The organism is Paenibacillus tritici, assembly GCF_018207515.1.
Classification (GTDB): Bacteria; Bacillota; Bacilli; order Paenibacillales; family Paenibacillaceae; genus Paenibacillus_AQ; species Paenibacillus_AQ tritici.
In genome coordinates this window covers 826,183-841,347 of the sequence record NZ_CP073365.1, presented here as the reverse complement: position 1 = coordinate 841,347, position 15,165 = coordinate 826,183, and the positions used below count along the sequence as shown (strand labels likewise).

Sequence of the window (15,165 nt, the reverse complement as noted above, 5' to 3'; positions counted from 1 at the left end):
CGGGAGGGATAATGGGCCATGTCTCATATTGATTTTGTTCAGACAAAATATATATATTTCAACGACTCCAATTGGAACACCATTCTGACGGCTCCATTCATTAGCACCAAGAAAAACCAGGCGGTCAAGCTTGATGCCTACCTGCTGACTCAATGGCAGTCGTACCAAAATTTAGAGGTAACAGTGGGTATCCAATACCGTCTCTTGCGTAATGGCATCCCTATCTACTTGAGTGAGCCTGTAATTCATAGTCATTTAACTTATTTAAAAACCATCAATCAGAGACCGGTAAGTTTGTTATACGTGGATCAGCCGTTAAGCGGGGCCTTCACGTACGAATTGCAGGCTAAAGTTACGGACTCTCAATATGTCATGCTACTTGAAATCCAAATTGTAGAAGCGGGTATGTCTGTACTTGTAGTTGACAATACCACCCCTGTATCCATACCTGTGTATGTATCTTATGAAGCACAGAACGGCGACGGGTATGTAGCGGCCATCCATTCTCAGACGGATGCTATTCTCGCAACCATTCCGGTAGGTAAGCAACCGGGCTCCATCTGCATCTCACCGGACGGAGCGACTGTCTATGTAGTCAACGAAGGGGACCATACGGTATCCATCATTGATACCAATACCAATGCGGTCACCGCTACGCTGAACGTAGGACGTAATCCCAAAGCAGTTATGGTAACCCCTGACAACACCAAAGCGTACGTGGCCAATTATGACGATAAGAGCATCACCATTATTGATAATTCCTCCAAAACGGTTATTAAAACAGTGTCCGTGGGCAGCGGAAGTCCCTTCGCTCTGGCTGCATGTCCCAACAGCTGGTATATGTATGCCGCCTGCCGTGAAGGAGGAACTAACGATTATGTATCGGCCATTGCCGTAGACAGCGATGAGGTTAATCCCTTCGCGCACGGCGGATGGAACCTGAGCTTTAGCACCGCCCACAACCCGCTGGTTGTCGGACCTGACGGTCACTTGGTGGCCGCCCTGGATATCAACAATCAGCTAAGGAGGATCAATGGTCCTGACGATATTGGTCCCGGGAATTCTGTTACATGGCTGAATCAAACCGTCTCCGGCGTTTACCTGAACAATGGCCTTTTTTTGGCGACCAAGTCCTTCACTGAAGATGTCATAAGAACAGCAAGTAATCTGGCGATTGATGCCAGCGGCGCTGTAACGGGAGAACAGAAACCGGATATTCCCAGCTACAAAGGCCAGAATAAAATCCGGGTATCACCGGACCAATCGCGTGTGTGTATAACCATTACGGCTAATGACGACCAATTCGCGGGCCTGCAGGTGATTTCTATTGATTCGCAAAGCCTGGATATTTCGTCTGCTTTTGTAAGATTGCCTGTGGCCAATGATCTGGCTATCACTTATGACGGCACCAAAGCTTATGTCGCAGAAATTGAATATGTCCATCCCGTCAATCTTGTGACCCCCTCCTCCTCTAATTCAATTCATTTGGGCAACTCGTCCAGGGTGAAGGGAATCGTTGGAGCATACCGGACCCAATCATAACTGCCTATATCGCTATCTGTCTCTCCCATCTTAAGGAGGTATACAAATGAATCTTGATTCCCTAAATTCCTGTCCGTGCAACAGCTTCCATTATCAATCCACGTTATCGCCAGTGAGCCTTCCGCTGGGATCACCCGGGGATTGGACTTACCTTGTAACCGTTCCCTTCAATATCATTGCAGAGAATCAGGTTGCCAAAATCGAGGTTAATATGGAGGTGATCTGGGACAGCATCGATAAAGCAAACAGCAAATTGGCCATTGAATACCGTCTATTGCGCAACGGCAGACAAATTCTTTTGGATAATACAATATTTGCGTATGATGTTGACGCGACAACCGTCCACGAGGAGACACTCAGCTTCTTCCATGTGGACACACCCGGTAAAGGTTCATTCACGTACACGCTGCAAGCCCGGATTTCAAGCTACAATAACGTAGAAGGCCCTTTAAGCGTCAGTAAGTCCGATATGAGTGTCAACGTATTCAACAGCGTAGACTCCTCCAGCTATCTCTTCGTTACCTACACCTCCGCAGCGGATGGGAAAGGTTATGTGTCAGTGGTAGATCCGCAGACCCAAAAGATTGCGGGAACCATAAAGGTTGGAAATGATCCGAGGGCCATTGCCAAATCGCCGGATGGAGCAGCTATTTATGTCATTAATTACGGAGATGAAACCCTCTCTGTCATTAATGCGGCAACCCTTCAGATCACTGCCACTATCAGCGTGGGTACTGAGCCGGTAGCTGTAGTGATTACACCGGACAACAAACAGACCTTCGTAGCAAATCTCGGAAGTAAAAGTGTTACCGTCATTGATAACAGTACCCATACCGCCGTCAACACCATAGCGCTTCCTGCAGCTCCGTTTTCCCTGACTGTAGACACAAATAGCTGGTTCGTCATTGCTGCCTGCAAGGATCCGGATAGCTATGCCGCTATTGATACGGTGAAATACACGGTCCAGAATGGTAACTTGGCATGGGGATCCGAGAATCATAACCCGATCGCTGTTACAAACAATGGAAACTGGGTGCCCATGTTTGGACCTACTAACATCAGGGTCTATCGCATTGACGGTCAGAGTAAGTTTAGAAGCCTGACTACTTGGAACGTAGGGGGTAACATTGCTGCCGTAGCCACTGATGCAGGACAATGGCATGATATTTTTTATGCAATTCAAGCCCCCCCTTCCACAAAGATCATGTTCGCCGGCATCTCTACCGGCTTTGCCGGCCCTAATTATCTCGACGGCTATAAGGGCCAGAATGACATAGACGTCTCCTCGGATAGCCAAAAGATATGCATCGTTATTGAGGCTAGCGATGACCAGTTTGCCGGCCTGCAAATTATTGAGCCCTATAACGGTGCTCTCTCGCATTTTGTGAGAATCCCCGTTGCCCATCAGGTAGTTATTACACCTGACAGCTTACAGGCATTTGTCACCGAAGAGCAATATGTGACCCCTGTTGATCTGGTGACATATACCAAGGGGGAAGCCATCTCTATCGGCGGCAAGGTGTATGGTATGGCAGTCAGCTACCGGACGCAGAGCAAGCTCAGACCCAAAACGCAAATCCTTGAATCAGAAGATTGAATAACTACTGAGGGAGGAATCGCACAGTGAACCCAGAAGACGATCACAATCTAATAGAAGTGGTCAAAACTCCAAGCCCGGATAGCATTCCCGATGAAAATGGAGCATGGACGTGGGAGAATACGCCTGTGCTCCCCACCGATGGAGTCCCCGGTAACGGAGGACCGCAAAGTCCACAACCTCCTCAAGGTACTTCAAGTCCGGGCAGTACAATCAGCTATAACAATTCCTCCACTGCCGTCACACTTTCCTTGGGCACTCCATCCCCATGGCAGACACTGGAGACGTTGTCCTTTATTAATACACGTGATAGGGAAGTGGTGAAGCTTGACGCTTCTTTTATGCTGTCCTGGACCAGTGTAGCCGCCGCTCATACCTTTATTGGCATTGATTACCGTATATTGCGAAATGGCACTCAGATCTACTTGTCCAGCAATATCTTTGGTTCTGAGGACAAGGCAAATGCCAAGAGCTCGGAACAGATCAGCTGCTTCCATATTGACAACCCAAATGTCGGTAACTATAACTACACCCTGCAAATACGTATCAACCGTTATACCAACCTTCAGCCTGCGGTGCAAATTATGCAATCCGAGCTAGCAGCCGTGGTCTATTCCGGCATCCTGTCCAAATCTTATCTGTATGTATCCTATACTGAGAATCTGGAAGCCCCCAATGATCCCGGCTTCGTCGCTGTCGTGGACCCCGATAACCAGAAGGTGATTAAGACCATCCGCGTTGGCCGCAGTCCAGGGGCGTTGGCCAAATCTCCTGATGGAGCCAGCGTCTATGTTGTCAATGTCCAGGATGAGACAGTTTCCATTATTGATACGAACACCCATACTGTAGCGGCCACGCTACCCGTAGGCAATAGCCCCACTGCCGTTATCGTGGCCCCTAATAACACCAAGGCCTATGTAGCTAATTATGGTTCACAGAATGTGACCATTATCGATCATGAGACCCGTCAGGTTAAGGCAACCGTTCCTGTGACAGGCAGTCCGTTTGCCTTTACAGCTCAGCCCAATAGCTGGTTTATCTTTGCCGCTACAATCACTGAGGGAGATAAAGGCCACGCCATTGCAATCTCCGTAGGTAACGATCATGTTCAGGATCTGGGGCAGAATTCCGGACTGGACCGCAGATACAATCCGCTTGCAGCAAAGGTAGCCGGTATTAAACTGATGTTCATCGCCCCTGGTGGTACGCGGACGTTCAATGTTTATAATTCCAATACGATCACCGCCTCATATTCCTATGGTCTGAAGAATTGGACCTCCGCTGTTCACAAAGAACGATTTGATTATTTTTACGGCATTCAGACCTTTGAGTCCACTTCAAGGGGAAGATTCAGGGTGTACGATAATAGTAATTATGTTGGTCCCTGGAATTATGCCAGCTTTACCGGTCAAAGTCACATTGTAGCTTCACCGGATTACTCAAGAATCTGCATCAGCATTGAGGCCAATGACGATCAATTTGCAGGTCTGCAGATTATTGATACGGAGCGTGACAGTGACCTTCATTTCATCGAGATTCCCGTTGCCCATAAGTCGGTTATCACCTCTGACAGCTCCTTGGCTTATGTCATGGAGAACAGCTATGTGCATCCGGTGGATATTATCCGTTTCATTCCCTTTGAATCCATTTATATCGGCGGCAAGGTTCACGATATGGTGGCTGCCTATCAAATGACTACCTGAAATTTTCTTTTTTAACATTGGAGGTTATTGGAATATGGAATGCCCAGTATGCGGAAGCGGCTCTACATCCACGTTCGCCAACTATCCCCGCTTTACGCTGATGGACTGCCTGGATTGCGATATGCTGTTTCAACCGGAGGACAGCCGCAGCACAAGCCAAGCTCTTATACCGGAGATTTATAATGACAGCTGGATACGAATGCGGGACCAGTGGATGAGAAGTACTTATCTGGATCATGGCTCGTTCAACCTGCTTATGCTGCAGACCTTCAGCCCGGGCCGCGGCAAGCTGCTGGAGATCGGTTCGGGGACGGGCGAATTTCTCAATATGGCACGGGCCGCAGGCTGGGACGCCCTTGGAATTGAGCCCTCCCCAGCCTCCTGCACATACATTGCTGAGAACTACCAATTGCCGGTCATTGAAGGCATATGGAGTCCGGAGCTGGAGCTGCCGGTGAACTCCTTCGATGCGGTTGTGTTCTGGCATGTATTTGAGCATATCGCTGAGCCCGTTTCCTTTTTGAAGGAGACGTCCTCTCTGCTCGCGCCGGGTGGTTATCTGTTTTTTAGCGTACCGAACCGGTACTGTCTCAGGAATGAATTGCGGAAGGCTTCCAGTCCCTTGTTCACCGAAGCGGATCATCTCTTCCATCATTCCGAGCGGAGCCTGAGACGCATTACGGATCAAGCAGGCTTAGAGGTACGTGCCTTATTCAGCAGACAAACCTATGCCGAGCTGGAATCAACGACCTCCGGCCATCCAGTCTATGGTCCGCTTACCTTCCCTCAAAAAATGGAGCTGCTGTCCCGGCTTCAAGCCGAAATGCGGGGACACGAATTATTCTGCGCAGCTCAAAAAAGAGACGATTAAGTATAAACAAGTAGCGAGAACTAGATATTTCGATAGTAGACTCAGGTCAATATGACCTGAGTTTTTTTATTTGGACGAGATTCTGGGCTGAAGCAAGTAATACGCCCGAACCTTTCATACATACTCTCATAAGCTGGAATTATCTGGTTCAGAGAGATTGCTCCTCTTTTGTCGCCACAGATTCAGAGCAGGCTTCTCTTCCGGAAAACTAATGCGAAAGCGAGGTTCCTTTATGTCCACCCCTAATATTCCTAATATATCGCCTACTATTACCTTATCTTCCGATGACGTGCAGAATTTACTCTTCTCCTCCATCGCTATGGAAGAGCTTGGTTTGGCGCACATTATTAACGCCGAAGGGGAGAAGCTTCAATTTGCTCTGGGTACGCTTCCGGGGATAAGCGGGCCAACTGTCACCATAGACGATATTCTGGCCGTGAATGCCAGTGCCCGGTCCATGCTTGATGTGATCTCACGCCAAGAGATGATCCTCGGCTCCAAGCTGCGTACGACCGCAGGTTTCCCATCTATGATTGGACCTACCGGGCCTACGGGACCTCCGGGCGGAGTCTTCAGTGTAAATGGGCTGGCTGGTGAAGTCGCATTGACCTCAGCGGACGGGATTGTTCCAGTATCCGATTCGCTTCCTTCTAATTTGCCTCTGAGTACATTCGTTCAACCCGGTGTCTATAGCTCCAATACCGTTCAAGGTATCCCTCCCGACTCACCGGTCGGACCTGCTAATCCACAGATTTGGACACTTTATGTCAGTGTTTCAGGCACTACTGTTCAGCAGTTGTATCTCTCTAATCCGTCCATTTATTACCGGGTGCGCCAAGCTGATGGCCTGTGGACTTCGTGGGAGCCTGTTGCAGAGGTTGGTCCTACCGGACCTACCGGACCAGACGTAACCGGAGATACAGGCCAGACCGGAATGACGGGGCAGACGGGTTCGGCGGGGCATGCCGGACTCACCGGACCTGCGGGCATCCCTGGAGAGAAGGGCGTTACAGGCGTTACCGGTGTAACCAGTACGGTCACCGGGCCTGCCGGACCCACCGGTGTCATTGGAGAACCCGGGGCCACTGGAGCCGCTGGAGCTACCGGCATGAAAGGAGCCTCCCCTCTGGCCGGAGCTTTCAGGGGAGCGAGAGGACCTGCCGGAGCTACCGGTAAATCGCCGACAGGACCTGTTGGGGCTAAAGGTTTCACAGGAGCTACCGGGGAAACCGGGACTACCGGGAATCCGGGATCAAGAGGACCCAGAGGACTTACCGGACAGACGGGTGAAAGCCCCACCGGACCCACTGGGATTGCCGGAGCTAAGGGAGCCACCGGCCGGACCGGGATTGGTGCAACACAGCCGGGTAGCAGAGGACCTTCCGGCCCTACACGCATTGGACCTATCGGTCCCACAGGACATACCGGAGGAAGCACTATGGGCCCCCCCGGCGCTTCCGGCCCTACCGGGATCTTGGATCAGGACTTCTTTTACGCCTTTGTGACTGGAGCTACTTTAACAAGTTTTACGGGGGGAGAATTCATATCCAATTGGAGTACCGGACTTACCCTTGGACAACCCAGGTCCACAATCCTCCCTTTCCAGAGCAATCCCTCAGAAATCACGCTGATCCCAAATGCGGAGTACCAAATGGACTTCACAGTAAACGCAATTCCGGCTAATACGACTCCCTCCCTGTTCGCTGAGCTCTATTTCTCCTATTCCGGCTCCGATGTGCAGGAGTATACCCCTTACTCCAGGGTCTCCAGGGAACAGATCGGCCAGAATATTTGGCGCAACTCCTTTATACTGGATGCCACCTTGTTCCCTGCCGATGCCATGTCATTTGTGTTAAACACCAATTTTGGAACAGGCACCACGATTCTTGGCGCCTCCGTACGTGTGGTTACCTTACGCGTTCAATAATCTTACTGAAGGAGAGGAATCCCTATGTCTACTCCCAATCTTCCTAATATTACACCCACGATTACACTGACGCGGGATGATGTCCAGAACCTGCTCATGTCCTCCATTGCCATGGAAGAGCTTGGTCTGGCCCACATCATCAACGCGGAGGGAGAAAAGATCCAGTTCGCTCTGGGCACCCTGCCTGGCATCACCAGTCCCCCCGCATCCATTCAGGATATTCTGAATGTGAACAGCAGCACGCAAGCCATGCTCGACAGCATCTTCCGACAGGAAATGATGCTGGATTCCAAGCTGAAGACATCGGTTAATATTCCTACCGTAACGGGTCCGATAGGACCTACTGGAGCAACCGGCGGTGTCAATACGGTAAACGGATTAACCGGTGATGTTATTCTTAATGCCGCTAACGGAGTGTTCCCCGCATTTACAGCTGAGCCCTCGGGAGCAGACTTGAATTTGTATATCATACCCGGGGTTTACAGCTCCAATGCTGCGCAAGGACCGCCTTTGAACGGACCGTCCGGGCCTTTGAATCCACAAATTTGGACCCTGTATGTGACAGTATCAGGTACAACAGTGCAGCAGCTCTATCTTTCGAATCCATCTATCTATTACAGAGTAAATACCGGCGGTGTCTGGACTCCCTGGGAACCGGTGGATGTTGCCGGCCCCACCGGTCCCACCGGCGCAGCGGGGATCGGCATTACCGGTCCTACCGGACCCGCCGGGACAACTGGAGCAACAGGAGCCACCGGACCCACCGGAAGTACAGGCGTTACTGGCCATACCGGGCCAAGGGGAGCCACCGGACCCACCGGTCCAACTGGTCCCACAGGAGCTACAGGACCGACAGGTCTTAGAGGAGCTACAGGGGCTACTGGCCTTACCGGCCCGACTGGACCTACCGGAGAAGGGGTCACTGGGCCGACCGGACCCACCGGACCGACGGGGGCCACTGGTGCAACTGGACCGACCGGGCCCACCGGGCCCACCGGTCTCCAAATAACAGGGCCGACCGGTGCTACGGGCGTTACTGGTGCCACGGGTCCCACTGGAGCCACGGGTAGTACAGGAGCTACTGGTGCCACTGGGGCCACCGGGCCGACCGGACCCACCGGCGCTACGGGGGCAACAGGCGAATCCCTTACAGGCCCGACTGGACCCACCGGGCCTACTGGACCGACTGGACCCACCGGACCGACCGGACCAACGGGCACGGGCATAACCGGACCGACAGGCACTACAGGGGGGCTGCCTACCGCGAACTTCTTGATGGCCTATATAACAGGACCCACCACACCATTAGAAGCAAGTTTTTACGGCGATCAGGATGTCCACTGGAGCCATGGCGGACAAGAAATTACTGGCGGCACTGGTTCACCCAGAATTGACTACCCCCTATACATTAATTTGGCCAGAGGGTTGTTCCAGATAGACTATATGGTGGACGCCATTCCCTCCATCACCACAGCTCCTAATGGAGTTATGGTGGAGATTATATTAGAAGATGTAATTAACGACAGTCGCTACCCTGTTAATTTTGGCAGCCGGGTAACTCATGATTCGGTGGGTCAAAATGTATGGAACAATTCTTTTGTCGTAGACATAACCCCCGCTCCCGAAGGACTGGCGTTAATTATGCATACAAACATGGGCATGGGTTCGACAATCAATCAGCTTAATTTACGCATTATCAGCCTCAATCCGTATACACCTAACCAACCTTAAACCAAATCACATTCTGTGCGGTAAACTGGCACCGGTACTAACCGGTGTCCGTTTTTCGCCTGTCCCATAATTGGACAAATATTAACAAAATACTATTATTTAGAAATCGAACATATACATATGTCGATTATACCTTGAGAGGAGTTAACATGGTGGATGATAATCAAGACCAGCTCAATACACCCGAACCGTTAGCAGACGCTTCCGGACCAACCGGCCCTGCCGGACCCCGGGGAGCAACCGGACCTGCTGCGTATATCGGGTATGCCTCTTCAACCGATCCTCTGATCCTGCCCCCGGGTACGCCCGCACGCTGGGCCACGGTAAGCAGTGTTGCTGCCATTAGCCTAACCGCTACCCAAGCTGTAAAAATTGATGCTTCGTTTCTGTTATCCTGGGTCAGCGGAGACAGCCGCGCTGCCGAATTGAATCTGGAATACAGAATTCTCCGCAATGGTACTGTAATTTATACGGGGGCCAATGTGTATGGACTGGCAGAGAACTCCAGGGCTACTCATCAGGAATTCATTAATTTCTTCCACGTTGACACTGCCCCCTCCGGCTCATACACATACACTATGCAAGCCCGGATTAATGGTTACAGTAACCTGCAGGCTACAATTGAAATTCTGGAATCTGATTTGTCGGCTGTGGTATATCCGAACCAGATGGCCTATCAGCATTATCTCTTTGTCTCCTGCTGGAATGATACCGAGAATCTGAATGGTCATGTAGCAGTCATTGATACCGTTTCAAACCATATCGTGAGGACATTGTTCGCAGGCTCTAAGCCGGGACCCATGGCCATATCTCCAGACCTTACAACACTGTATGTCGGAGATCAGGATCCGGTCACAGCAGCCCAATCTGGCTACAACTTCATGTGGGTGTGGGACCTTGTCCAGCTCAGACAAATCGGCGTCGTTCAGATTGGGGCAACTCCCGTTGCCATTGTGGTTTCACCAGACAACACGAAGACGTATACCGCCAATTCCGGCTCACGGAATGTTACGGTTATAGACCATTTGACCCGCCGGGTTATTGCAACTGTTCCAGTGGGAACGGGCACCCCCTTTGCCCTTACCGCTTCACCTGATGGAAGCTACATTTTTGCTGCATGCAAGTCAGATACCGCTGGGAACGATTACATCGCGGCTATTAGAACAGCCGATGAACAGGTTACCGTTTTTGGCAAAAGCTACAGCCTTGAATTCGATCCCTCCTGCAACCCTATTGCGGTTTCCAGCAACAGCCGGACCTTTGTGGCTGCTGGGAAAGAAAAGGCTTTGCTGGCCAGTCTAAGTTCAGGCTCCATTGGACCCTTCTTTTCCGTACCCTATACTTCTCTCGGAGGTCAATGGCGGTCCGGCATATTCATTGACCAGGATATTCAGCAGTTCCATCAGATGTACTGGACAGAACCTACGCCGTCTGAGGAGATATCCATATGGCACGTGTCTGCCGACAACAGTCCGGCCCGTTGGCAGACCCCGGTGCCCTACCCCGGCTACAAGGGACAAAATCAGGTAGTTGCTTCTCCAGATCAGCTTCGTATCTGCATCACCGTTGCAGGCAGCGATGATCAATTTGCCGGCCTGCTAATTATAGAGCCGGAGAACAATAACACATCCCATTTTGTCAACCTGCCCGTTGCCCGGGAAGTAGCTATTACAGCCAACAGCGCCATAGCCTATGTATCTGAGCACCGGTATGTACATCCTGTCAATCTTCAGACCTTCACAGAAATGCAGGCGATTGGCGTCGATGGGCTTGTGCAGACCCTACTCGCAGCGTATCGTCTGCAGAGCTGACGCTCCCCTTATTCCTTATAAAGGAGTTGTGCCGACACGTGGATGAATTCAAAGAAAATAAGAATCAACCCCTGCAAGCTCCCGTCAACGGAGGGCCCGGACCGATCATCATTGGGGAGACAGGCGAAGATGACCAGGAGATCATCTGGCCGGGCACGGGCCCGGAGCTGCCTGAAGGCATTACAGGACCAACAGGACCGACAGGTAACCGGGGACATAAGGGCGCTACTGGTCCAACTGGACATACCGGAGACACAGGGTCTACCGGTGCTACCGGCGCTCCAGGGCCTACTGGGCCAACTGGGCCCACCGGTTCAACGGGCACTCCCGGAGAGAAGGGAATCACCGGCGGAACCGGAGATGATGGATCCGAAGGAGGCATAGGCCCTGTTGGGCCTGAGGGACCCCGAGGTGCCACCGGCGCCACCGGAGATGAAGGAGTTACGGGTGTGACGGGTGTCACAGGCCCTACCGGAGTTACTGGAGGTACCGGAAGCCGTGGTGATACCGGACCCTCCAGTGAAATTGTATACTCCAAGTCCCCTCAAGATATCTTGCTCCCGCTTGGCGAGCCTTCTTCCTGGGTGACTGTCAATACAGTGCCATTCGTAACCTTGGACGAACAACAGGCAGTGAAGGTGGAGGCTTCCTTCCTGATAGGCTGGGACAGCACTACTACTGACGACACCTCGCTGACAATCGACTACAGGCTGCTGAGAAACGGCCTTCCCATTTACTCCGCCACCAACACTTACGGATTCCGGACCAGTTCCAAAATGATCAATGAAGAGCTGGTAGAGATTTTCCATGTAGATACGCCTGAACGGGGAGCTTACACCTATACCCTGCAGGTTAGAACGAACGGATATCTCAATTTGCAAAATGCCACGCATATCCTGAATTCTGACATGGCGGCTATTGTATTCAATAACATAGAGCCTTCTTCTTATCTGTACGTTTCTTATATTTCAGATGATCAGCAATCCGGTTATGTAGCTCTGGTCGATCCCTCCTCTGATACCATTATCCAGACAATTCAGGTAGGACGGAATCCGGGAGCACTCGCTAAATCTCCGGATGGAACCACCGTCTATGTTGTCAACAGTACGGACAATACTGTCTCCGTAATTGACACCCGTGAGCGAAGGGTTGCAGTGACACTGGCCGTTGGCCTCAACCCCGTTGCTGTAGTGGTAACGCCGGATAACTCCAAGGCATATGTGGCGAATTATGATTCTCACAGTGTGACCGTTATTAATAACTTAACCCGTGAAGTATTAAGTACTCTGTCGATGGGTACCGATCATCCATTTGCAATGGTGGTTTCGCCGAGAAACTGGTATGTCTATGTGGCGTGCAAGCAGAATCAGGCGGATAATGGCAACGTATACGCTATCTCCGTTCAGAATGAATCCCTATTTCATTCCAACAATTATGATTTTATCTCGAAGCCTCAACAAAATCCGCTAGCCGTTTCTTCGGACGGCGAAACACTAATTGCTTACACCAAAAATTATGTTTACGTTCTTAAGAGTGGACTCACAAGTCCCTTATCTATAAGCGGGCATATTACCGTTAATGGTTGGGTCTCCGGCGTATTCCTGGAAGGGTCTAATAATTACAATTATGTAATGAAAGAACCGACCTCAACACAAATGCCATATTGGCGGATTTATGGAAGCGGCGGATACTATGGTCCTTGGTATTTGGACAGTTATAAAAGACAATATGATATCTCCGTCACTCCAGACAATTCCCGTGTACTCGTAACCATAATAGGAGATGATGACCAGTTTGCCGGTCTCCAAATCATCGAACCCAAGAATAATAATGTCTCCCACTTCGTCGAGTTGCCGATTGCTTATAAAGTCGAAATCACGGCGGACAGCACAAAGGCTTATGTAGCTGAGAATCAATATGTCCATCCGGTGGATATTCTGGGCTACCAGGCTCTGAGGGCAGTCTATATAGGCAAACAAGTACGCGGCATGGCAGGGGCTTACCGGGCCCGTAGCGTGCAAATATGAAAGTGAAAATGAATGAGGGGTTGTGCACACGTGGATGAGATTATGAAAAATCAATATCTTATATCGCCCGCGCTAGCCGATTCTACAGGAATCACGGGACCGACAGGGGAAACTGGGGATCCTGGAGATGAAGGTGACCCGGGCAGACCCGGGCACCGGGGGCACCAAGGCTCTACAGGAGGAACTGGCGCTACTGGTGCTACGGGAGCAACCGGTCCCACCGGTCCCACCGGTCCGACAGGAGAGACCGGGGCTACCGGAGCTACGGGAGCAACAGGCTCCACCGGACACACAGGAGAAACAGGTGCTACTGGCGCTACTGGTGCTACTGGTGCTACTGGACCGACAGGCTCTTCCGGAACTCAAGGACCCGTGGGAGCCTTGGGGGCAACTGGTTCTACAGGGTCCGCCGGTGCTCGCGGAGCGACTGGGCCTTACAGCTATATTAACAATGCCCGCTCTTCAACGGCGGTGCCGCTACTGCTCTCCGCTACTGCACCCTGGATGACCATAAATACAGTTCCCTTCCTGTATTTGAAGAACAATCAGGCAGTTAAGATCGACGCCTCCTTCCTTCTATCCTGGGACAGTGTGAATACAGATGCCACCTCTTTAAGTATTGAGTACCAGCTGCTGCGGAATGGAAATATGATCTATAAGAGCTTGAGTACCTACGGCTTTTACACCAACAGTAAGATGAACAACAAGGAACTGATCGATCTGTTCTATGTGGATGTGCCCGGCAGCGGGGCCTATACGTACTCCCTGCAGGTTCGCACTACGGGATTCTCTAATGTCCAGAATACTTTAAAAATACTGGAAACGGATATGGCTGCCGTTGCTTTCAATAACAAAAGCTTCTCCACCTATCTATATGTGTCTTACCGTCCGCAAGACAATCAGGAAAAGGGGCACGTGGCGGTGGTCGATACCCGTACCGATTCGGTCGTACAGACTATTGAGGTAGGCCGCGGACCGGGCGCAGTGGCCAAATCACCCGATGGAGCAATCCTCTATGTGGCCAACTCCGGGGATGATACTGTTTCCCTGATTGATACCTCCACCAATCAAGTAACGGCAACCTTGTCTGTGGGGAGTAACCCAACCGCGATCGTCGTGGCGCCTGACAATTCCAAGGCTTATGTCGCCAATTCAGATTCAGGCAATGTGACCATTATTGACCACGCTGCCCGTAAAGTATTAACCACTGTCTCTGTGGGGAACGGCCATCCCTTTGCCCTGCTCGCTTCTCCCAAGAGCTGGTTTATATTTGTGGCTACCCGGCTCGACCAAGGAGGCCAAGGGGAAGTATACGGCATCTCCGTCAAGAATGAGCAAGTCATCAACACCGGCTACACCTATGACTTTGTAGAGGTCCCTCAGCGCAACCCTCTTGCCAATTCATCGGATGGCCAGACGTTTCTTATTTTCCAGAGGAACCAGTTTGCGCGTTTCACCTTAACCGAATCAGGGGACTTCACGCCTATTGTTCCTTATTATGTCAAAGGCTGGACCTCCGGCATCTATTTGGAGGGCAGCGACAATGTAATCTATATTATGAATTCCCCTGTCTCTAACCAGCTGGTGAAAGTCAGGCTTATAGGCGGAAGCTATGATGGGCCCTGGTATCTGCCCAGTTACAGAGGACAGCGGCATATTGCATTAACACCAGATCAGTCCAAGGTATGTGTGACCATTGTGGGCGACGATGACCAGTTCCCCGGACTGCAAGTCATTGAGACCGCAAATAATGACCAATCCCATTTCATCCAGCTTCCTGTGGCCAACCTGGTTGAGATCACCCCGGACAGCGCCAAGGCTTATGTTTCTGAGAATCAATATGTCCATCCCGTCGATATTTTGGGATATACCGCTCTGAGCGCCGTTTATATCGGAGGCAGCGTGCAAGGGATGTCTGCTGCTTATAATACGCGCTCTTCTTAACCAGGCACACAT

At 51.1% G+C, this 15,165-nt stretch carries 9 protein-coding genes; all 9 read left to right on the top strand.

Annotated features, from left to right (window positions below; genetic code table 11):
• Positions 1-18 precede the first annotated feature (18 nt).
• The 9 genes from KDC22_RS03625 (at position 19) to KDC22_RS33715 (ending at position 15,153) form a co-directional block, all read left to right on the top strand.
• A complete protein-coding gene (locus KDC22_RS03625) occupies positions 19-1,542 on the top strand; it encodes a YncE family protein (protein WP_211722097.1) in 1,524 nt (507 codons plus the stop codon).
• Between the two features lie 46 nt (positions 1,543-1,588).
• A complete protein-coding gene (locus tag KDC22_RS03620) occupies positions 1,589-3,139 on the top strand; it encodes a YncE family protein (protein ID WP_173138458.1) in 1,551 nt (516 codons plus the stop codon).
• A 26-nt stretch (positions 3,140-3,165) separates the two neighbouring features.
• Positions 3,166-4,842 (top strand): YncE family protein, encoded by a 1,677-nt coding sequence (locus tag KDC22_RS03615; RefSeq protein ID WP_173138460.1) that lies wholly within the window; start codon positions 3,166-3,168, stop codon positions 4,840-4,842.
• A gap of 34 nt (positions 4,843-4,876) precedes the next feature.
• Entirely contained in the window at positions 4,877-5,713 is an 837-nt protein-coding gene (locus KDC22_RS03610; protein WP_173138462.1) for a class I SAM-dependent methyltransferase, read from the top strand.
• Positions 5,714-5,945: 232 nt separating this feature from the next.
• A complete protein-coding gene (locus KDC22_RS03605; RefSeq protein WP_211722096.1) occupies positions 5,946-7,640 on the top strand; it encodes a collagen-like protein in 1,695 nt (564 codons plus the stop codon).
• Between the two features lie 24 nt (positions 7,641-7,664).
• Entirely contained in the window at positions 7,665-9,371 is a 1,707-nt protein-coding gene (locus KDC22_RS33295; protein WP_246553271.1) for a pyocin knob domain-containing protein, read from the top strand.
• Between the two features lie 149 nt (positions 9,372-9,520).
• Entirely contained in the window at positions 9,521-11,182 is a 1,662-nt protein-coding gene (locus KDC22_RS03595; protein ID WP_211722095.1) for a YncE family protein, read from the top strand.
• 38 nt (positions 11,183-11,220) lie between these two features.
• Positions 11,221-13,209 (top strand): YncE family protein, encoded by a 1,989-nt coding sequence (locus KDC22_RS33720; protein WP_173138468.1) that lies wholly within the window; start codon positions 11,221-11,223, stop codon positions 13,207-13,209.
• A gap of 30 nt (positions 13,210-13,239) precedes the next feature.
• On the top strand, positions 13,240-15,153 hold the full coding sequence (locus tag KDC22_RS33715; RefSeq protein ID WP_216857428.1) for a YVTN family beta-propeller repeat protein: 1,914 nt from the start codon (positions 13,240-13,242) through the stop codon (positions 15,151-15,153).
• Positions 15,154-15,165: the final 12 nt, after the last annotated feature.

Bases quoted from the DNA above. Each gene is read 5' to 3' on its own strand.
- KDC22_RS03625 (WP_211722097.1), top strand. From the start codon at position 19: ATGTCTCATATTGATTTTGTTCAGACAAAATATATATATTTCAACGAC.
- KDC22_RS03620 (WP_173138458.1), top strand. From the start codon at position 1,589: ATGAATCTTGATTCCCTAAATTCCTGTCCGTGCAACAGCTTCCATTAT.
- KDC22_RS03610 (WP_173138462.1), top strand. From the start codon at position 4,877: ATGGAATGCCCAGTATGCGGAAGCGGCTCTACATCCACGTTCGCCAAC.
- KDC22_RS03605 (WP_211722096.1), top strand. From the start codon at position 5,946: ATGTCCACCCCTAATATTCCTAATATATCGCCTACTATTACCTTATCT.
- KDC22_RS33295 (WP_246553271.1), top strand. From the start codon at position 7,665: ATGTCTACTCCCAATCTTCCTAATATTACACCCACGATTACACTGACG.
- KDC22_RS03595 (WP_211722095.1), top strand. From the start codon at position 9,521: ATGGTGGATGATAATCAAGACCAGCTCAATACACCCGAACCGTTAGCA.